The organism is Caenispirillum salinarum AK4 (assembly GCF_000315795.1).
Lineage (GTDB): Bacteria > Pseudomonadota > Alphaproteobacteria > Rhodospirillales > Rhodospirillaceae > Caenispirillum > Caenispirillum salinarum.
The window spans coordinates 35,834-56,456 of sequence record NZ_ANHY01000014.1 but is presented as its reverse complement, the minus strand read 5'-3'; the positions used below and the strand labels follow the sequence as shown (position 1 = coordinate 56,456).

The following is a 20,623-nucleotide window of genomic DNA, read 5'->3' as shown; positions in this document are numbered from 1 at the left end:
TGCGAACATGAACGGATCCGATTAAACAAGCGCATCCAGGCCGAACCCGGCAAAATAGAAAATGACCTCGCGCTTGTCACCTCAAGTTGTTGCCCACACCAACGTCGACTGCTAAAAATGTTCTCCAGCCAGCAAATCGCCCGGAGGACACCGCCATGCCCGTCCTGTCACCGCTCTCCCCGAACGCGGCACAAGGCCGGCGCCGCTGGTCGCTCGCGCTGGATATCGGCGAGGGCAGCATCGGCTGGGCGGTGGCGGAGGTGGACGCCGAGGGCCGGGTCCTCCAGCTGACCGGCACCGGCGTCACTCTGTTCCCCAGCGCCTGGAGCAACGAGAACGGGACCTACGTCGCCCACGGCGCCGCCGACCGCGCCGTGCGGGGGCAACAACAGCGCCACGACAGCCGGCGCCGGCGCCTGGCCGGGCTCGCCAGGCTATGCGCGCCGGTGCTGGAGCGCTCGCCGGAAGACCTCAAGGACCTGACGCGCACGCCCCCGAAGGCAGACCCGCGCGCCATTTTCTTCCTTCGCGCCGATGCCGCCCGCCGGCCGCTGGACGGGCCGGAGTTGTTCCGCGTTCTGCACCACATGGCGGCCCATCGCGGCATCCGGCTGGCGGAGCTTCAGGAGGTCGACCCGCCCCCTGAATCGGATGCCGACGACGCCGCGCCCGCCGCCACCGAGGACGAGGACGGCACCCGCCGCGCCGCCGCCGACGAACGCGCCTTCCGCCGCCTGATGGCCGAGCATATGCACCGCCACGGCACGCAGCCCACCTGCGGCGAGATCATGGCCGGGCGCCTGCGCGAAACGCCCGCCGGCGCCCAACCCGTCACCCGCGCCCGCGACGGCCTGCGCGTCGGCGGTGGTGTCGCCGTGCCCACCCGCGCGCTGATCGAGCAGGAGTTCGACGCCATCCGCGCCATCCAGGCGCCCCGGCACCCGGACCTGCCGTGGGACAGCCTGCGCCGGCTGGTGCTGGATCAGGCGCCCATCGCCGTGCCGCCGGCCACGCCCTGCCTGTTCCTGGAGGAACTGCGCCGGCGCGGCGAGACCTTCCAGGGCCGCACCATCACGCGCGAGGCCATCGACCGCGGCCTGACCGTGGACCCGCTGATCCAGGCCCTGCGCATTCGCGAAACCGTCGGCAACCTGCGCCTGCACGAGCGCATCACCGAGCCCGACGGGCGCCAGCGGTACGTTCCCCGCGCCATGCCCGAGTTGGGCCTGAGCCACGGGGAACTCACCGCGCCCGAGCGCGATACCCTTGTACGCGCCCTGATGCACGACCCCGACGGACTGGCCGCGAAGGACGGGCGCATCCCCTACACCCGCCTGCGCAAGCTGATCGGCTACGACAACTCGCCGGTCTGCTTCGCCCAGGAGCGGGATACCTCCGGCGGCGGCATTACCGTCAATCCCACCGACCCGCTGATGGCCCGGTGGATCGACGGCTGGGTCGATCTGCCGCTGAAGGCGCGGTCGCTCTATGTGCGCGACGTGGTGGCGCGCGGCGCGGACTCCGCCGCCCTCGCCCGCCTGCTGGCCGAAGGGGCTCACGGCGTGCCGCCGGTCGCCGCCGCGGCGGTGCCCGCCGCCACCGCCGCGATCCTGGAAAGCGACATCATGCAGCCGGGCCGCTACAGCGTCTGCCCGTGGGCGGCGGAGGCGATCCTGGACGCCTGGGCCAACGCGCCGACCGAAGGCTTCTACGACGTGACGCGCGGCCTGTTCGGCTTCGCACCCGGCGAAATCGTGCTGGAGGACCTGCGCCGCGCCCGGGGCGCGCTGCTCGCCCACCTGCCGCGCACCATGGCCGCCGCCAGAACGCCGAACCGCGCCGCCCAGCAGCGCGGCCCCCTGCCCGCCTATGAAAGCGTCATCCCGTCGCAGCTGATCACCAGCCTGCGGCGCGCGCACAAGGGCCGCGCCGCCGACTGGAGCGCCGCCGACCCCGAGGAGCGCAACCCCTTCCTGCGGACGTGGACGGGCAACGCCGCCACCGACCACATCCTCAACCAGGTGCGCAAGACGGCCAACGAGGTCATCACCAAGTACGGCAACCGCCGCGGCTGGGACCCGCTGCCCAGCCGCATCACCGTGGAACTGGCGCGCGAGGCCAAGCACGGCGTCATCCGCCGCAACGAGATCGCCAAGGAGAACCGCGAGAACGAAGGCCGCCGGAAGAAGGAGTCCGCCGCGCTGGATACCTTCTGCCAGGACAACACCGTGTCGTGGCAGGCAGGGGGCCTGCCCAAGGAGCGCGCGGCCCTGCGCCTGCGCCTGGCGCAACGGCAGGAATTCTTCTGCCCCTACTGCGCGGAGCGGCCGAAGCTCCGCGCCACCGACCTGTTCTCCCCCGCCGAGACCGAGATCGACCACGTCATCGAGCGGCGCATGGGCGGCGACGGGCCGGACAACCTGGTGCTCGCCCACAAGGACTGCAACAACGCCAAGGGCAAGAAGACGCCGCACGAGCACGCCGGCGACCTGCTCGACAGCCCGGCGCTCGCCGCCCTGTGGCAAGGCTGGCGGAAGGAGAACGCCGACCGCCTGAAGGGCAAGGGCCACAAGGCGCGCACCCCGCGCGAGGACAAGGATTTCATGGACCGCGTCGGCTGGCGCTTCGAGGAGGACGCCCGCGCCAAGGCCGAGGAAAACCAGGAGCGCCGGGGCCGCCGGATGCTCCACGACACCGCCCGCGCCACCCGTCTGGCCCGCCTCTACCTGGCCGCGGCCGTCATGCCCGAGGACCCGGCCGAGATCGGCGCCCCGCCCGTGGAAACACCGCCCAGCCCCGAGGACCCGACGGGCTACACCGCCATCTACCGGACCATCAGCCGCGTGCAGCCCGTCAACGGGTCGGTCACCCACATGCTGCGCCAGCGCCTTCTCCAGCGCGACAAGAACCGCGACTATCAGACCCACCACGCGGAAGACGCCTGCCTTCTGCTGCTGGCGGGGCCGGCGGTCGTCCAGGCCTTCAACACCGAGGCAGCGCAACACGGCGCCGACGCCCCCGACGACCGTCCGGTGGACCTCATGCCCACCAGCGACGCCTACCATCAGCAACGCCGGGCCCGCGCCCTGGGCCGGGTGCCGCTGGCCACCGTGGATGCGGCGCTGGCCGACATCGTCATGCCCGAAAGCGACCGCCAGGACCCCGAGACCGGCCGGGTCCACTGGCGCCTGACCCGCGCCGGGCGCGGCCTGAAGCGCCGCATCGACGACCTGACGCGGAACTGCGTCATCCTTTCCCGCCCGCGCAGGCCCAGCGAGACCGGCACGCCAGGCGCGCTGCACAACGCCACCCATTACGGCCGGCGCGAGATCACCGTCGACGGCCGGACCGACACGGTGGTCACCCAGCGCATGAACGCGCGCGACCTGGTGGCCCTGCTGGACAACGCGAAGATCGTTCCGGCCGCCCGCCTGGACGCCGCCGCGCCGGGCGACACCATCCTCAAGGAAATCTGCACCGAGATTGCCGACCGCCACGATCGCGTCGTCGACCCCGAGGGCACCCATGCGCGGCGATGGATTTCCGCGCGGCTGGCCGCCCTGGTGCCCGCCCACGCGGAGGCGGTGGCGCGCGACATCGCCGAGCTTGCGGACCTGGACGCCCTGGCCGACGCCGACCGCACGCCGGAGCAGGAAGCCCGCCGGAGCGCACTGCGGCAGTCGCCCTATCTCGGCCGCGCCATCAGCGCCAAGAAGGCAGACGGCCGCGCCCGCGCCCGCGAACAGGAGATTCTCACGCGCGCGCTGCTAGACCCGCACTGGGGCCCGCGCGGCCTGCGCCACCTGATCATGCGGGAGGCGCGCGCGCCCAGCCTCGTGCGCATCCGCGCCAACAAGACCGACGCCTTCGGCCGCCCGGTGCCCGACGCGGCGGTGTGGGTGAAGACCGACGGCAACGCCGTCTCGCAGTTGTGGCGCCTCACCTCGGTTGTCACCGACGACGGCCGGCGTATTCCGCTGCCCAAGCCCATCGAAAAGCGCATCGAGATCAGCAACCTCGAATACGCCCGGCTCAATGGCCTGGACGAGGGCGCGGGCGTCACGGGTAACAACGCCCCGCCGCGTCCCCTGCGCCAGGACATCGACCGCCTGACCCCGCTGTGGCGCGACCACGGCACCGCCCCCGGCGGCTACTTGGGCACGGCAGTGGGAGAACTGGAAGACAAGGCTCGCTCGGCCCTTCGTGGCAAAGCCATGCGCCAGACGCTGACCGACGCTGGCATCACGGCCGAAGCGGGGTGGCGGCTGGACAGCGAGGGGGCGGTGTGTGACCTAGAGGTCGCGAAGGGGGACACGGTGAAAAAGGACGGCAAGACCTACAAGGTCGGCGTCATCACGCAAGGCATTTTCGGCATGCCCGTCGATGCGGCGGGAAGCGCACCCAGGACGCCTGAAGACTGCGAGAAGTTTGAAGAGCAGTATGGGATCAAGCCGTGGAAGGCGAAGGGGATTCCATTGGCGTGACCGCCGTACAGTAGCCCGGTCCGTTCCACCGCGCTGGCTTTCGACTGCCCCCGGAGAATGTCGGAAATGCCGTCCTGTAGCCCGGTCCGTTCCACCGTGCTAGCTTCTCCTCGTGCTCGTGTTCGTCGTCCTCCTCCGTCCTGTAGCCCGGTCCGTTCCACCGTGCTAGCTTCGATGCCAGCCGCATCAGCCGCATCCGCCGGGTCCTGTAGCCCGGTCCGTTCCACCGTGCTAGCTTCCGGCGCGTCATCACGAACCTCAGCCTGAACGTCCTGTAGCCCGGTCCGTTCCACCGTGCTAGCTTCTGTCCTCTGCTCTGTATTGTTCATCGGATCGTCCTGTAGCCCGGTCCGTTCCACCGTGCTAGCTTCGCTGCGAGCGATGCTATGAACGCTCCGGCCGTCCTGTAGCCCGGTCCGTTCCACCGTGCTAGCTTCGGACAGCTGCTGCACCAGCTCGTCGCGGTGGTCCTGTAGCCCGGTCCGTTCCACCGTGCTAGCTTCGAGGGAAGGGAAGGTGAGAGGAGAGGGGAAGTCCTGTAGCCCGGTCCGTTCCACCGTGCTAGCTTCCTCGCCGGCGCGGTCGCTGTGTCCAAAACCGTCCTGTAGCCCGGTCCGTTCCACCGTGCTAGCTTCCCGCTCCCGGATCAGGTCGCGTTCAAACTGGTCCTGTAGCCCGGTCCGTTCCACCGTGCTAGCTTCTGGGTTCCGGGAAGCCGCTGTTTCGGCAGGGGTTTTCCCGGCCATCCCGCGTCGGCGACCACATCAGAACATCTTCAGCTGGACCGGCCGCGCCTGTTCCACGTCGGGATCGGGCGTGCGGTAGTTGCCGCGGTGGAGGTGCTCGATGCGCCCCCACTGGCCGTCGGTGAACTCGATCATCAGCATGTGGCCCGAGGCCGGCATGCCCCGCCGCACGCGGTCCTTCGCCGAGGCCACTGCCTGGGTGCTGCCGCAAAAGCGGCCGTATACGGAGAAATTCACCCGCACATAGCCCTCGCGCTCCAGCATCTTGCGGAAGCGCGCTTCCTCGCGCCGCTGCTTGGGCGAGCCGACGGGCATATCGTAGGACACCATCAGCCACATGGCGCGCCAGGCATCGGGCATTGCTCGGGCTCCCCCAGGGATTCGGGAAGGCGCAAATCGCGGGCGGAACGGCGGAGAACGTCGGCATGGCTGCGGCAGGTCTCCAGAACGGCGTTGCGCAACTGCATCTCCTGCCCCGACAGGCGGACCGGATAGCCGCCCAACTCCGCCAGCCGCGCCTTGTGGGCAGGCGTCGGGCCGTCGTCGGGGGCCTCGTCCATGAGGCGGCGCACGAGGCGGTCGACGGCGGGGCGGTAAGGCTCCATCAGGTCGTCGGCCAGGTTGCCGGGATTGTCGGCACCGACGTGATGGATGCCGAAGGCCGGATGCGGCCGAGCTATGACCGATTGTGGGTGACGGCGTGATCAGGCGGCGGCGGAATGGTCGGCGTCTTTCACCTGGATGCCGTCGCGGAACCTGACACCCTTGATCACCTGGGGCAAGCGGTTGTTGCCCGACAAGCGGCGCCAGGTCTTGCTGGCCTCGGTGACCAGCTTGAAGACCATTGCCAGGGCGGTCTTGTGCGACAGGCAACCCTTGGTGCGCACGGTGCGGTGCCGGACGGTGGCGAAGACGCTCTCAATGGGGTTGCTGGTTCTCACGTGCTGCCAGTGCTCGGCGGGGAAGTCGTAGAAGGCCAGCAGGGCGTGGCGGTACTTCATCAGGCAGCCGACGGCTTGGGGGTACTTCGCGCCATATTTCGCCTCGAAGGTGTCCATGGCTGCCTCGGCTTCGGTGCGGCCGTCGGCCATCCAGATGGCGTGGAGGTCCTCCTTGGCCGCCTTCTGCCGCGATTTCGGCAGCTTGTTGAGGACGTTGGCCGTCTTGTGCACCCAGCAGCGCTGATGACGGGCGCCGGGAAAGACCTCGTCGAGCGCCTTCCAGAAGCCGAGCGCGCCGTCCCCGACCGCCAGCTTCGGACCCTGGGCGAGGCCGCGCCCCTTGATGTCGTTCAGCAGTTCCCGCCAGCTCTGGGTGCTTTCGCGGAAGCCGGCCTGGAACCCGACCAACTCCTTGCGGCCCTCCGGCGTGGCGCCGATGATAACGAGAATGCATTGCTTCTCGTCCTCCAGCCGGCCCTGGAGGTAGACGCCGTCGGCCCAGATGTAGACGTACTGCCGGGCCGTCAGGTCGCGCTTGCGCCAGCGCTCGTAGTCGGCCTGCCATTCCGTCTTCAGGCGGCTGATCACCTGCGGCGACAGGCCCGTCGCCTCCTTGCCAAGCAACGCCTCCAGGGCGTCCTGGAAATCGCCGCTCGACAGGCCGCGCAGGTAGAGGGTCGGCAGTACGGCGTCGATGGACCGCGTGCGCCGGGCAAACCGTGGCAGGATGGCGGAGGTGAAGCGAATGCGGTCTTCTCCGTCGGCACCGCGATCCCGCACCTTCGGCCGTCGCACGGGAACAGGGCCAATGCCCGTCAGGATCTCGCGCTCCGGGCCGTGGCCGTGACGGACCAGGCGGCGACGGCCGTCTACCGTCGTCAGGTGTTCATGCTCGGCAAGCACGGCGGCGATCTCGGCCTCCACGGCTTGCGCCAGAAGTTGTCGCGCCCCGGAACGCAGGATCTCGGTCAGCGGGTCGTCGGTTTCCCCTGGCTGGCGCAGGGCGACAACGGTATCGTCGGTCATGGCGTATCACTCCTTCGCTGGAGATATGGAAGGCGTAAGACACCTCCACGATACGCCACCCCCTTTTCAGGTCATCACCCAGTTTCGGCCATAGCTCGATGCGGCCCGGCCTCATGCAGCGCGCGCAGCACCATGGCGCGGAGGATGGCGTATCCGTAGTCCAGCAAGGCGTTGGCGACCATCGGCTCGCCGCCCCGGCGGAACCGGGTGCCCATGAGGGCCGGCCAGTAGATTTGCGCAGCCGTGGCCTCGTGGTTCTTGGGGTCTCCCGGCTGAACACCGCGCGCCAGGCGCCGGAGCCGCTCCGCCCCGGCTCCACCCGCCGACCGGCCGAGGGTCTCTGCCTGCATCAACAGCTTGGCCTGAACGACGCGCTTCCACAGGCGTCGGCGCGTGTCCGCTCGCAAAAGAACCTGCGCCCGCAGAAGCGCCGCATTGCGGCCGGTGCCGCTGCCCTCGGCGGCAGAGACCTCCGCGGCCGGGCGGTGAGCATTGTCGCATACCAGAATGGGTACGCCGCACCGCGCCAACTCCGCGAGAACGGCGGACGAAAGCGTGGCGCGCGGCGTCTCCAGCACGAGGCGGGTGACCTCATCGGGCGGAATGCGCCATGGGCGGGCCGGTGACGCGTCGCCACCGGGCGCGGTTGGCGGCGTGATCTCAAGCAGGCCGTTGTGGATGCGCAGCCGGCACCCGGCGTTGCGGATCTCTATGAGCATGGTCCGGTCCCCACGGCTTGTGGTGGAGGGGCTTGACCCCGGCAACCGATGTCTGCTACTCATATTAGCGATCACAGGGTGCCATTACCAGAGATGGTAGCACGGTGGAACGGACCGGCACCTACAGGACAAGTGATCATACACGTGACAGCCGCCTCCCCCGCCCCAGTGGCCAAGGGGAGGCGGCTTTTCTTTCTCGATAGCCCAACTGTCGTTCAGGCGTGGCGAGGCACCCTTGCAGGCGTCGTCGCACGTTTCTCGGGCCCACCTGTTCCTACCCTGCACCGGCCATCGGGAACTGTGTACCAGGCCTGCCCACAGAACCGCCCCGAAGCGGGATCAGGGCCCCGAGGAAACGTCCAGGATCACCACCGAGAGTCTCGCCCGCTGGTCGTCGGTCAGGCGCGTCAACAGCGCGTCGCGCAGGGCCTCCGGCGCTCCGGGCCGGGGGAGGCCGCCGGGGTGGCGCGGCACGGGCGTCTCGGCGCCGAACCAGAAGACGAGGTAGAGGCCTTGGCCCTGGGTTTCCGGGCCCGGCAGTACTGGCGGTCAAGCTGATCCGATGCCGCCGTCCAGAGGTCGTCATGCTGCTGGCGCTTGACCTCGATCGGCAGCTTGCCGCAGGAGGGGAGGCGCAGCTGCAGGTCCGGGCGCTTCTGGCCGGCGACCTGTACCTTGCGATCCACCGTAACGTCAAAGGGACGCAGACGGTCCGTCAGGTGGGTGCCAAGGGTGTTCCGGCACGCCCCTTCGACCTTCGGATCCGTCGGCCGACCATGGCTGTCGAGGTTCCAGAAGTCGTGCCAGCCATCCATCGCGCCGGAGCGATACCGGGACTGAAGGTCGGCGAGAAGGTCGACCAGGAATGCCCGAAGATCGGGCACCGACGCCGGCGCACCGCCGCCGATGGCGGGCGACGGCGGGCAGGTTGGGTGGGGCAAAGGCGGCATAGTGAAGCTCGTTCTTCAGCCTCCCTCGCTTTCCATAGTAAGCCTTCAATCGCGTCCTCGAAATAGTTTCCGGACAGCGTCCGGAAGCCCCAAGAGCCCAGAGCTTCATGCGGGCCGGGAATCTCTGCAGGCTGCTCTTCAATATCCTCAAGACCCAATACGCGGGGCACCTCCGACCTTGTCAGCGCCCTTGACCATTATGGCAAACTGTCGCGGCAGATGCCCGGCGCGCCGTTGCGGGTCGTCTACACGAAGTCGGGGAAGCGGGACGCCGACGTGGTGGTGGTTCACCTGCTGTACTGGCACGAGGTCCGCACCGAAGAGGAGGGGCTCTATCTCTGTGGGATTTTGAACAGCGAATACATGCGATCCCGCGTGCAACATCTACAAAGCAGGGGCGTAGGGGGAGCGCGCCACTTCGACAAGGTCCTGTTTTCGTTATCATTCCCGCTTTGGCGCGATTTACCGAGACAGAGGGACGTGGCACGCCTGGCGGCGACGGCGGAGCACGTCGCCGCCTCTGTTCCGCTCGAACCCGCCAGCTTTACCGCGCGCCGGCGCGCGATCCGCGCGGCTCTTGAAGCAGACGGTGTCGCCCAGGCGGTGGAGACGGCAGTGGAGCGGCTGCTGGCCGAATAGCGAGGAGCCCTGCTTGACCAAATCACAGGTCGCAGAACACTTGAAATCGCGCCCCAAGGCCGCCGCCAGTGCCGCCGCCGAGGCCAAGCCGGGCAGCCTGAAGCGCGGCGAGGCGACCCTGACCATCAACCCCGCCGTCGGCCGGCCCTCGGCCGCCGCAGAGGCACCCCTCACCGTCTCCGGCCTCCACCCCGACGCCGACGGCTCCTGGACCGTCGACAAAGTCACGCACACCTTCGACGCCCAGGGCCTGAAGAGCATGGTCGAGCCCGACACGAAATAAGCCCCGCCGGTGGGCGGGGCTCATGCTCTTGGACATCGTGAAGTTCACTGCGGCGAGTAGGACGTCATGGAGACGGAGGCCAGCAGGTCCGCCGCCTCGATCTGCCAAGTGGCGTTGGCCAGCGGCGTTTCGCCGTCAATGCCGAACTGATCGGAGGCATAGTCCGCTACGACCATGTAATCGCCCTTCGGCCCGTCCAGGACGGTGGCCGAGGCCAATTGGGGATGCTTGTCGTTGTAGAGGTCAAGGGCGGCCTGCATGGCCGTATGGGCGAGCTTACGCTCCGCTTACCCGCCCCTGGCGCGCGCTCCACGGCGGAAACACGAAAAAACCCGCCGTCGCGAGGAGGGCGGGCTTTCTTGACATGTTGGTTGCGGGGGCCTGATTTGGCCGACGTTTGTCAGCTTTCATTCAGCTGTTTCTCACCGGTATTCCTCTTGCCGTTCTTCTACCTGACGGGGTCATACTTAGATGGTCGCCCCCCGGCGGCAAGGCATACCAGCCGCCGGGAGAATCCTCCGCCGGCGCGCCCTACAGGATGAAGACCTCCTCCCCCAGGCTGGACGGACCGGCCATGTCGACCACCAGATCGGGCAGTCCGTCGCCGTCCACGTCGCCTTCCAGCCGGCCGGCGCTGAACCGCAACTCGCCCGCCGTGCCGCTGAACGCCGTGCCGTCGATGTAGGTAAAGGCATCGTCTTCCGAGGTGCCCGCATTCGCGTCGATCCTGACGAGGTCCAGGCTGTCCTCTGCGGCGGTGAAGTCGCTGATGATGTCGATGTGCCCGAGATCCCATTGCGTGAACTCGAACTCATCAGCCCCCGGCCCGCCCGAGAGGCTGTCCGGGCCGCCGCCGCCCATCAGCGTGTCATTGCCCTCCCCGCCTGAAAGATCGTCGATGTCCGCCCCACCGTACAGGCGGTCGTCGCCCGCGCCGCCCACGAGCACGTCGTCGCCGGCCTCGCCGCGCAGCACGTTGGCACCGGCCGTGCCGAGGATCGTGTTCGGCTGGGCGTTGCCGTTGCCGACCTCCGCCGCGCCTCTCAGCGTCATGTCCTCCACGTTGTCCGAAAGCGTCCAGTCCACCCAGCTTTCCACCGTGTCGTGCCCGCCACCGGAAAGCTCGGCGACGGTGTGGGCGGGGTCGACGATTCGATAGACGTCGTCGCCGCTGGTGCCCGGGATGGTCAGCGCCTCCAGCCCCACGATGGGCAGCACGGCGAGGTCGAAGGTCCCGAGCCCGTCCAGGTTGACCAGGAAATTGGCCGTTCCGCCGCCATCGACATCCGCCGACAGCTCCCCGGCCTCCATCCGCATCTCCCCGGCGGAACCGGAGAACGCGGCGGCACCGATCCAGGTGAAGGCCTGCGCGTTCGCTTGTGTCGTGTCGGCATCGATCCGCGAGACGTCGAGCGTGTCCTGCATGGGGTCAAAGCCCAGCACCGTCGCGGGATCGTAGGGCGTGCTGTGGCTGGTGTCCGACCAGACGAAGGTGTCCGGCCACTCCGTCGCCGTGTAGGTGACGCCGCCCGTCGACGTGCCGCTGTCACCGTCCCCCACGTAGCCCGGCACCTCGGCCAGAAGGTCCATGGTGGTGCCGTCGCCCAGGAACCGGACCGTCTCGATCCCGTCCAGCAGGTGGTCGTTGAACCAGACCTGGTTGGCCGTGGTTCCGAGGCGGATAATGTAGTCCGCGCGCACGCCCCACATCATGGCGGTGTCGGTGCCCGCGCCGCCGATGAGCTGATCGTCGCCCCAGTCGTCGCCGGTGCCGGCATACAGCGTGTCGTCGCCGCCGTAGCCGTACACCGTGTCATGCCCGCCGCGCGGGTCGATGACGTTGGCATTGTCGGTGCCATAGACCAGGTCCTGGCGCTTGGAGCCGATGACGGTTTCAAAGCCGATGGCGTTGTGGGTCATGTCGGTGGGCGCGCCCCAGGTCTCGCCCTCGGAGTTGATGGACAGGACGGACGACATGTTGTCGGTGTCCGGATTGCGCTCCGACCGATCGACCAGCACTGAATTGTGATGATCCCGCCCGCCGTGAAAGTTGATGTCCCGGTTGGTGGAAAGGACCTCGACCCTGTTGTTGACGTTGCTGTACCACGACCCGAAGACGAAGGAATGCCGCATGTCCAGGTCCGTCAGGCCGGTGAAGGCGCTTTCGTAGACGCTCTTCAGCTCGAAGGCATAGCCGTTGCCGCCCGCGCCCTTGTTGTGCGCGCCCTCGGCATGCAGCGCGTCGGCCGTGATGCCGCTGCTGTGCAGGAACACGAAGGCGTTGCTGGCCGCGTCGTGCACCGCGATGTCCGAGAGCTTGGCGCCCACCGTCCACTCCAGTTCAACAGCGCGGTCGCGATGATGCTCGGTGACCGTGTTCTCGAACAGGCCGGCATCCGCCTCCCCAAGGCTGTACTGCATGGAGAACCCGGACAGCGCGACGTTCTCCGCCGGATCGACCTTGTAGACGGTCGTCTCCGCCGCCGGCAGGTCGAAGTGGAGGCCGCCCGTCAGGGTGACGCCCGTCTCGGTGACGGCGTCCACCTGGACGAGGCTGGTGCGCAGCGGCTTGTCCTGCTGCCACAGCGTATCCCCGATGGAGTCCAGGTATTCCGGCGTATTGGCGGCCTCCAGCCACAGCCAGTCGCCGGCCGCCAGACCATGCCCCGGTGCCAGCGCCAGCGCCGTGTCCCACAGTGCCGCGTCGGCCGTGACGGCGATGTCCGTCGCCGCATGGCTTCCGAGCACCGAGATCGCATCACCCGTCCACCCGGCCGTCACGGAGATCACGGTGCTGTCCGATCCCGCGCCGACGATCGAAACATCATCACGGGCGATCACCAGCGGCGCGTCCAGGGTGTAGGTGCCCGCAGCCAGCGTGATGGTGGAGCCGTCGGGCACCGTCTCCAGCAGCCCGCGCACCTCCGCGATGGAGGCCGCCGCGTAGGTGCCTCCGCCGCCGGGATCGGGCGGGTCGCCACCGCCGATGGTGGACAGGTCGACGGTGGCATCGTCGAACCGCGCCGTCTCGACGTTCCGCAGGGCGTGGCCGCCGACCAAGACCTCTCCCGCCGCCGCGCCGGCCGAGATGTCATACGACGCCCGCGCGCCCTGGAACACGGCCACGTCGGACCCGGCGCCGCCGTCCAGGGTGTCGGCGCCGGGGGTGAGGCCGGTTCCGGCGTAGAGCGTGTCGTTGCCGCCATGGGCGTAGACGGTGTCGCCCGCCCCGCCGCCGTCCAGGATGTCGTCGCCCTCCGTCCCGTGGGTCAGGTCCGCGCCCTCCCCTCCCGTCACCCGGTTGAAGGACAGCGTGTTGGCGGAGGGATCGGTCGGGGCGGTGGTGGCGTCGCCGCTTTCGTTGACGGAATAGACGGGGCTGCCGTCGTCGGTCGCGGGGTCGCGCTCCGATGTCTGGACGGTGATGGCGTTCCCCTGGTCGCGCCCGCCCAGGAACTGGATGTCGCGGTTCGTGAACGACAGGTCGAAGGTGCTGCCGACGGTGGCGCCCTCGCGGTCGAAGGTGAGCGAGTGCTTCATGTCCAGGTCGGTCAGGCCGGTGAAGCGGCTGTCGTGCACCGCGTCGGCCAGCCAGGCGAAGCCGTTGTCGCCCGCGCCCTTGTTGTGGCTGCCCTCGGCAAGGAGGCCCTCGGCCGCAATACCGCTGCTGTGGGCGAAGGCGAAGGCATTGCTGACCGCGTCATGCACCGCGATGTCGGAGACCGTGGCGGCCGCCGTCCACTCCAACCGCACGGCGCTGTCGCCAAGGTGGGCCGGCAGGGTGTTCGTGAAGGCGGCCGGATCGGCCTCGCCCAGCGGGTACTGGATGGAAAAGCCCGACAGGGTCACGTCCGAGGCCGGATCGACGGCGAACATCGTGGTTTCCGCCGCCGGAAAGTCGAAATGAAGGGCGGTTTCGAGCAACACGCCGCCCGGCACCACCTCCTTCACCTGCACCAGCGCGGTGCGAAGGGGCTCCGTCAGTGAAAGGTCGGCCGGCGGCGGACCGCCGTAGACCGCTTCCAGATAGGCGTCGGTGTTTTCCGCCTCGATCCAGACCCAGTCGCCGGCGGACAGGCCATGCCCCTCCGCCAGGCTGAGGGCGCTGTCGCCGTCCCGCGCATCGGCATCAAGGACCGCGGCGAGCGGCGCCTCCGTGCGGCTGCCGGCCACCGTGATCGCATCGCCCGTCCAGCCCGAGGCATAGAAGACCTCGAACACCGTCTTATCCGAACCGCTGCCGATGATGGCGATGTCATCGCGGGCGATGGTGATGGGCGCATCCAGACTGTAGGCGCCCGGCTTCAATTGGATGGTCGAGCCCTCCGGCACCGTGTCGATGAGGCGCTGAAGGTCCGAACTCGTCGATCCGGACCGAAGGCTGAAGGTCGTCTTGCCGGTGATTTTTCCCGGGGGCATTTTCTGGTCCCTCCCTTGCCGCTGGCGGCCGAGCCGTTCGGTCCGCGACAGGGACGCAAGACCCTGTCCGCTGGCGAGCGGCCGCCGAAAACAGACATGCACGTGACGCAGCGAAGCCCGGTCGTACCGCACGGCAACAGGCTCGGACCCATCGGTGATGAGTCAGACGAACGCCGCCCTTCAGCAGACTCTCGGAATCCAGACGCTGCCTTTTTGCTCGACGCTAAAAGTGAAGCCGCAGCCCCGACTGGCTGAACAGGCCCAGCCATCCCCCGACGGACTCCAATCATCTTGGGGACCGGCTGATTATTGACTACGGAACTACAGGCCACAGAATAATCCTACTCTTGCCGGGTTTTCTCGGCGAGGAATGACTTTGAGTGCATACCTGTGATTTCGTGTTGCGACGTTGGTCGAAGCATCGTCTTGATGCTTATCATCTTCAAGGTACCGCCATACCTTCGATCAGGAACACGACGCCCCCACCGGCGGGCCATGCTCCGGCGGCGCGCGACCGCACGGGAACCCGCTGCTCTTCCGGGCGTTGCAGCGCGGACAGGGGGGCGGTGATGGGTTCGGAAGGAGGCGCGTTCCATGAGCCCGTTCAAGATAGCGCATGCCCTGACGGCGGCTTTCGTGCTTGTCCTCGGCGCCGTCGTTACTCCGCCCACCCATGCGGCGGAGGAGACATCCAGCCTTCCGGACGGCGGCGTCTTCGTGACGCTCCAGGGTGTCGATGGCGTGTCGGCCCTGGCGCAGCCCGACGCGCGTTGGCCGGCCGGCGGCCAGATGACCTATGTGGCCGTCAGTCCCGACGGCGATCGCGTCATGGCCTCCAGCAGCGCCGAGAACACGGTCTATGCCTACGATGGGTCCGGCAAGTCGCTGGGCCGGATCGAGGTTGGCGAGGTGCCCAAGGGGATCAAGTTCGGCCGCGACGGCCGGCGCGCCTTCGCCGCCAACGAGGGCTCGGGAACCGTCAGCGTGATCGATGTCGACAGCCTGGAGGTGACGGCGACGATCGACGTCGGCCCAACGCCCCACAGCACGATCACCTCCCCCGAAAACACGCGGCTCTACGTGGCGATCCAGGGCGGCACCACGGTCGCGGTGGTGGATCTGGACTCGCTGGAGACGGTCGCCGACCTGCCGGCGGGAGACGGCCCGCACAACATGGACATCGCCCCCGACGGATCGCGCCTGTACGTGGCGAACGTGGTCAGCGAGGACCTCAGCGTCATCGACCTGGAGAGCAGCGAGGAGATCAAGCGCATCCCCCTCGGGCCGCCGCATTACGGTGTCGACGTCACGCCGGACGGTGCCCTTGTGTTCGTGACCGGCATCGCGGGCGACATGGTGACCGCCATCGACACCGACAGTCTGGAGGTCGCCAAGCAGATCCCCGTCGGGCAGGGCCCGCACGGCGTCCGCACAAGCGCGGACGGCACAAGGGCCTATGTCGCCGTCAGCGAAACGAACACGGTCGAGGTGATCGACGTCGGCGCGCTGACGCTCGGCAAGCCCATCAAGCCGGGCGAAGGCACGACGCCCTTCTGGATCGCAGTGCAGGGAAACATGTAAAGCCGCGCGGCAGTCGCTTGCGGCAACGCTCTCGGTGCACGTCGATGCCTTGCCGTCGGCGGCTTGCAGCGGCATCATGATCGGGTAGGAAAGGGGGGCGCCATGAGCGCGGCCACGCCCGACACCACGATGCCGCCCGGACCGGGATCGGAACAGCCGCCGGCCGTTCTGAGCGCGCGGACCGTCCGCAAGGTCTACCGCACCGGCGAGGTGCCGGTGGAGGCTTTGCGCGGCGTCGACCTCGACCTTTTCGCCGGAGAGATCACCGCGCTGCTCGGCCCATCGGGCAGCGGCAAGTCGACGCTGCTGAACATCCTGGGCGGGCTCGACCGGCCGACGGAGGGACAGGTCCTGTTCCAGGGCGACGACATCGCCACGGCCTCGGACCGCGCCCTGACGGTCTACCGCCGCGACCACATCGGCTTCGTGTTCCAGTTCTACAACCTGATCCCCAGCCTGACCGCGCGCGAGAACGTGGCCCTGGTCACCGAGATCGCCGCCCACCCCATGCCGCCGGAGGAGGCCCTGGCGCTGGTGGGGCTGGCGCATCGGCTGGACCACTTTCCGGCCCAGCTTTCGGGCGGGGAGCAGCAGCGCGTCGCCATTGCGCGCGCCATCGCCAAGCGCCCCGACATCCTGCTGTGCGACGAGCCGACGGGGGCACTCGACAGCCGCACCGGCATCAAGGTGCTGGAGGCCATCGAGACCGTGAACCGGGAACTCGGCACCACCACGGCGCTGATAACCCACAACGCCGGCATCGCCGACATGGCCCACCGCGTCGTCCACTTCGCCGACGGGGCGATCATCCGCACGCACGCCACCGGGCAGCGCAAGCGCCCGACGGACCTGTCCTGGTAGAGCGGCGCCGGAGGATGCCATGGCCCTCGTCCATCCGCTCGACCGCAAGCTGATCCGCGACCTCTGGAACCTGCGCGGACAGGTCGTGGCGGTGGCGCTGGTCATCGCCTCGGGCCTGACGGTCCTCATCATGAGCCTGGGCGCCATTTCCTCGCTGGAGGAAACCCGCGCGGCCTTCTACGACCGCTACCGCTTCGCCGACATCTTCGCGCGGGTGGAACGCGCGCCGGAGGGTCTGGCGCGGCGCATCGCGTCCATTCCCGGCGTGCGGGCGGTGGAGACGCGCGTGGTCCAGCCCGTGGTGCTGGATGTCGCCGACATGGCGGAGCCGGTGACCGGCCTGTTGTCGTCCATCCCGGAGACCCGGCGGCCGCGCCTGAACGACCTGGTGCTGCGCGCCGGCCGCTGGGTGCGCCCCACCGCCCATGACGAGGTGATCCTGTCGGAAGCCTTCGCCCAGGCCCACGGCCTGATGCCCGGCGACACGCTGGGAGCGATCCTCAATGGGACGCGGCGGACGCTTACGGTGGTCGGCCTCGCGCTGTCGCCGGAGTACGTCTATGCCCTGGCGCCGGGGCAACTGGTGCCCGACGACCGCGCCTTCGGCGTGCTGTGGATGGGGCGCACCGCGCTCGCCACCGCCTTTAACCTGGACGGCGCCTTCAACGACGTCTCCCTGGAGATCGGGCGCAAGGCACGGGAGGCCGAGGTCATCGACCGCCTGGACGCCCTGCTCGCCCGCTGGGGCGGCGTCGGCGCCGTGGGGCGGGCGGACCAAACCTCCAACTGGTTCCTGTCCAACGAGATCGCGCAGTTGCGCACTCTTGCGACGATGCTGCCGACCATTTTCCTCATGGTCGCCGTGTTCCTGCTGAACGTGGCGGCGGCGCGGATCGTGGCGCTGGAGCAATCCCAGATCGGGCTGCTGAAGGCCTTCGGCTACGGCAACGGGCGCATCGCCTGGCACTACATGAAGATGATGGGCGCCATGGCCGCCATCGGCGTGGTGCTGGGATGGATCGGCGGTGCCGCCATGGGGCGCTACGTGACGGAGCTGTACGCCCACTTCTTCCACTTCCCCTTCCTGATCTACCGGCCCGACCCGGCGGTCTTCGCGCTCGCCGGCGCCGTCGGCCTGGGCGCGGCGGGCCTGGGCGCGCTGGCCTCCGTGCGGCGGGCGGCGCGGCTGGCACCGGCGCAGGCCATGATCCCCCCGGCCCCGCCCGCCTACCGGCGCGGCCTGCTGTCCCGCGCGCTGAAGCCCGGCCGCCTGGACCAGCCGACGCTCATGATCCTGCGCCATGTGGTGCGCTGGCCGGGCCGCTCTGTGATGACCATCCTGGGCATCGCCATGGCCGGCGCGATCATGGTGCTGGCGCTGCAATGGGTCGACAGCGTGGAGGAACTGGTCAACCGCCAGTTCAACCAGGAACAGCGCTACGACGCCCTGGTCACCTTCGCCGACGTGCGCCAGGCCTCGGCGGTGGAGGCCCTGCGCCACATGCCGGGCGTGATCGCCGTCGAGCCCCTGCGCGCCGTCCCCGCCCGCCTGTCGCACGGTGCGGTGGAGCGGCGGGAGGGGATCACCGGGCTTCCCGCCAGGCCGGCGCTCAGCAGGGTGCTCGACACGACGGGGCGGGCCGTCACCCTGCCGGCGGAGGGGGTCGTGCTGTCCACCGCGCTGGCGAACCGCCTGGGCGTGGGCGTGGGCGATCGCATCACGGCGGAGATCGAGGAAGGCCGCCGGCCCGTCCTCGACCTGCCCGTCACCGCCGTCGTCGAGACCTACGTCGGCGCCCCGGCCTGGATGGAGATCAACGCCCTGCGCCGGGCGCTGAAGGAAGGGCCGACCATCTCCGGCGCGGGCCTCCTCGTCGACCCGGCACGGGCGGACGCCTTCAACGCCGCGCTGAAGCAGACGCCGGCCGTCGCGGGGGTGCTGCTGAAGAAGACGGCGGTGGACACCTTCCGCGCCACGGTCGCGGAAACCATGTACATCATGATCGGGTTCTATGTGGTCTTCGCCGGCCTGCTGACCTTCGGCGTCGTCTACAACGCCGCCCGCATCGCGCTGTCGGAGCGTGGGCGGGAACTGGCGAGCCTGCGGGTTCTCGGCTTCTCGCGCGGCGAGGTCTCCTACATCCTGCTGGGGGAACTGGCGCTTCTGACGCTCGCCGCCGTTCCGCTGGGCTGGTGGATCGGAACGCTTCTGGCCGAGTTCATGAGCGCCAGCATGGACACGGAACTGTTCCGCATCCCCGTCGCCATCCGTCCCGCCACCTATGGCTGGGCGGCGCTCGGGGTGGTGGCGGGGGCGCTGGCTTCGGGGCTGGTGGTCGCGCGGAAGATCCGGCGGCTGGACCTGATCGCCGTGCTCAAGACGCGGGAGTGAGGGAAAGGGGGAGCGATATGCCCATGACGCCGACGCGCAAACGATTGCTCCTGTGGTCCGTGCCCGCGCTGCTGCTGGCGGCGGCCATGGCCTGGCTGTTGGCGCCTCGGCCCGTGCCGGTGGACCTCGCCAGGGCGGCGGTCGGCCCCCTGACCGTGACCGTGGAGGCCGAGGGCGAGACTCGGGTGCGCGACGTCTTCACCGTCTCCGCCCCCGTCGCCGGCCGCATGCAGCGGCTGGCGGTGGAAGTGGGCGACGTGGTGGAGGACGGCGCGCCCGTGGCGGTCATCCGCCCGGCCGACCCGGTGTTCCTGGATGCCCGCACCGCCACCGCCGCCGTGGCCGGCGTGCGCGCCGCCGAGGCCGCCGTCGCCGGTGCGCGGGCGGAGGTGGCGCGGGCCGAGAGCGATCTGTCCTTCGCGCGCTCCGAACTCGACCGCGCCCGGCGCCTGGCCGAGGAAGGCACCATCCCGCGCCGTTCCCTGGAACGGGCGCAGGCGGATTTCAGCGCCGGGACCGCGGCTCTGGAGGCGGCCCGCGATGCCCTTCGGGCGCGCGAGGCGGAGCTTGAGGCCGCCCGCGCGGGTCTCATCCAGCCGGGCGAGCCACAGTCGCTTGATGCCGCCGAGGCCGCGCCGGACACCTGCTGCGTCCACGTTCCCGCCCCGGCCTCGGGCCGCGTGCTGGCGGTGCTTCAGGAAAGCGAGGCGGTGGTCCAGGCGGGGCAGCCGCTGCTGGAGATCGGCGACCCGCGTGCGCTGGAAGTGACCGTCGATCTTTTGTCATCGGACGCAGTGCAGGTGCGGCCGGGCATGGCGGCGACGCTGGTGGACTGGGGCGGCGCGCCGCTGAACGGCGTGGTGCGGCGCGTCGACCCCAGCGGCTTCACCGAGGTCTCGGCGCTCGGCATCGAGGAACAGCGGGTCAACGTCATCATCGACCCGGCCGACGGCAGCCGGTGGCCGGAAAGCCTGGGCCACGCCTTCCGCGTCGTCGCCCAGATCGCCGTTTGGCACTCTGACGAGGTGCTGACGGTGCCCATGGGGGCCGTGTTCCGCGACGCCGCCGGCTGGGCCGTCTTCCGCGTCGAGGACGGCACCGCCCGCCACCGCCCGGTGACGCTCGGCCGCATGGAAGGGCTGACGGCACAGGTGACGGCGGGGCTGGCCGAGGGTGACAGTGTCGTTCTCCACCCCGGCGACCGCGTGGCGCCGGGCACGTCAGTCACGGCGCGGGAGACGGAGGGATAGGCGCCGGTTCCCCGGCATCGCCCGCACGCGGGTGGAGAATCTGTCCTGCCGCCTCGGCCGTCTCCAGAAGCTCCGCCTTGATGACCTCCAACCGCGGGCGGGCGGCTTCCGTCCGCCCCTCCGTGGTGAAGAGGCTGATGCCGGAGGAGCGCCACGGCTTCCTCGTGACCGGCGACGACCGGGAAATTTACTTCCACGCCAACAGTCTGCCGAGGGCCGGTTCGAGGACCTGCAGGTGGGCGACGACGTGCGGTTCCATGTCGAGGAGGGTGTAGGCGAGAAGGGAGAGCAGGCGACCGTCGTCATTCCGCTTCATCGGCGGCACGGCCCGC

15 protein-coding genes and 1 CRISPR repeat array are annotated in these 20,623 nt (G+C 69.3%); of the genes, 8 read left to right on the top strand and 7 right to left on the bottom strand.

Annotated elements, in window-relative coordinates; translation table 11 throughout:
* The first annotated feature begins 155 nt into the window (after positions 1–155).
* Positions 156–4,484, top strand: coding sequence for a type II CRISPR RNA-guided endonuclease Cas9 (gene cas9 / locus C882_RS14265; RefSeq protein ID WP_009541330.1), 4,329 nt, complete (start codon positions 156–158; stop codon positions 4,482–4,484).
* A gap of 5 nt (positions 4,485–4,489) precedes the next feature.
* A CRISPR array of direct repeats spans positions 4,490–5,185; the repeat unit is 36 nt; unit sequence GTCCTGTAGCCCGGTCCGTTCCACCGTGCTAGCTTC.
* 63 nt (positions 5,186–5,248) lie between these two features.
* Here the strand turns inward: cas9 and cas2 are convergent.
* The 5 genes from cas2 to C882_RS25690 all read right to left on the bottom strand — a co-directional run bounded on the left by cas2 (position 5,249) and on the right by C882_RS25690 (position 8,390).
* Positions 5,249–5,590: a CRISPR-associated endonuclease Cas2 gene (cas2, locus tag C882_RS14260; RefSeq protein ID WP_009541329.1), complete on the bottom strand. Its 342-nt coding sequence runs from the start codon at positions 5,588–5,590 to the stop codon at positions 5,249–5,251.
* Positions 5,560–5,835 carry a hypothetical protein gene (locus tag C882_RS24700; RefSeq protein WP_009541328.1) on the bottom strand — a complete coding sequence of 92 codons (276 nt, stop codon included), beginning with the start codon at positions 5,833–5,835 and terminating at the stop codon, positions 5,560–5,562. Before C882_RS24700 ends, cas2 begins: the two co-directional genes overlap by 31 nt.
* Positions 5,836–5,934: 99 nt before the next feature.
* Entirely contained in the window at positions 5,935–7,197 is a 1,263-nt protein-coding gene (locus tag C882_RS14250) for an IS256 family transposase (RefSeq protein WP_009541327.1), read from the bottom strand.
* A 74-nt stretch (positions 7,198–7,271) separates the two neighbouring features.
* The gene (gene cas1 / locus C882_RS14245) at positions 7,272–7,916 is read right to left on the bottom strand and encodes a type II CRISPR-associated endonuclease Cas1 (protein WP_009541326.1); all 645 of its coding nucleotides are present in this window, start codon (positions 7,914–7,916) and stop codon (positions 7,272–7,274) included.
* Between the two features lie 339 nt (positions 7,917–8,255).
* Positions 8,256–8,390, bottom strand: coding sequence for a hypothetical protein (locus tag C882_RS25690; protein ID WP_009541325.1), 135 nt, complete (start codon positions 8,388–8,390; stop codon positions 8,256–8,258).
* 110 nt (positions 8,391–8,500) lie between these two features.
* Here C882_RS25690 and C882_RS24695 point away from each other — a divergent pair, with 110 nt between their 5' ends.
* From C882_RS24695 to C882_RS14230, 3 genes are all read left to right on the top strand, one after another.
* Positions 8,501–8,932, top strand: coding sequence for a hypothetical protein (locus tag C882_RS24695; RefSeq protein WP_152415346.1), 432 nt, complete (start codon positions 8,501–8,503; stop codon positions 8,930–8,932).
* Positions 8,933–9,085: 153 nt separating this feature from the next.
* Positions 9,086–9,505: a hypothetical protein gene (locus tag C882_RS14235; protein ID WP_009541324.1), complete on the top strand. Its 420-nt coding sequence runs from the start codon at positions 9,086–9,088 to the stop codon at positions 9,503–9,505.
* 13 nt (positions 9,506–9,518) lie between these two features.
* Positions 9,519–9,788, top strand: coding sequence for a hypothetical protein (locus C882_RS14230; protein ID WP_152415345.1), 270 nt, complete (start codon positions 9,519–9,521; stop codon positions 9,786–9,788).
* 44 nt (positions 9,789–9,832) lie between these two features.
* Here C882_RS14230 and C882_RS14225 read toward each other — a convergent pair whose 3' ends face one another.
* Together C882_RS14225 and C882_RS25760 are read right to left on the bottom strand one after the other, a co-directional pair.
* Positions 9,833–10,048, bottom strand: coding sequence for a hypothetical protein (locus C882_RS14225; RefSeq protein ID WP_009541322.1), 216 nt, complete (start codon positions 10,046–10,048; stop codon positions 9,833–9,835).
* 271 nt (positions 10,049–10,319) lie between these two features.
* Positions 10,320–14,207 carry a calcium-binding protein gene (locus tag C882_RS25760; RefSeq protein WP_009541321.1) on the bottom strand — a complete coding sequence of 1,296 codons (3,888 nt, stop codon included), beginning with the start codon at positions 14,205–14,207 and terminating at the stop codon, positions 10,320–10,322.
* Between the two features lie 594 nt (positions 14,208–14,801).
* On the opposite strand from C882_RS25760, the gene C882_RS14215 reads away from it, so the two are divergent.
* The 4 genes from C882_RS14215 to C882_RS14200 all read left to right on the top strand — a co-directional run bounded on the left by C882_RS14215 (position 14,802) and on the right by C882_RS14200 (position 20,291).
* Positions 14,802–15,788: a YncE family protein gene (locus C882_RS14215; RefSeq protein WP_009541319.1), complete on the top strand. Its 987-nt coding sequence runs from the start codon at positions 14,802–14,804 to the stop codon at positions 15,786–15,788.
* Positions 15,789–15,890: 102 nt separating this feature from the next.
* Entirely contained in the window at positions 15,891–16,649 is a 759-nt protein-coding gene (locus C882_RS14210; protein WP_009541318.1) for an ABC transporter ATP-binding protein, read from the top strand.
* Between the two features lie 19 nt (positions 16,650–16,668).
* Entirely contained in the window at positions 16,669–19,041 is a 2,373-nt protein-coding gene (locus C882_RS14205; RefSeq protein ID WP_009541317.1) for an ABC transporter permease, read from the top strand.
* A gap of 23 nt (positions 19,042–19,064) precedes the next feature.
* The gene (locus C882_RS14200) at positions 19,065–20,291 is read left to right on the top strand and encodes an efflux RND transporter periplasmic adaptor subunit (protein ID WP_043645760.1); all 1,227 of its coding nucleotides are present in this window, start codon (positions 19,065–19,067) and stop codon (positions 20,289–20,291) included.
* The last annotated feature ends 332 nt before the right edge of the window (positions 20,292–20,623 follow it).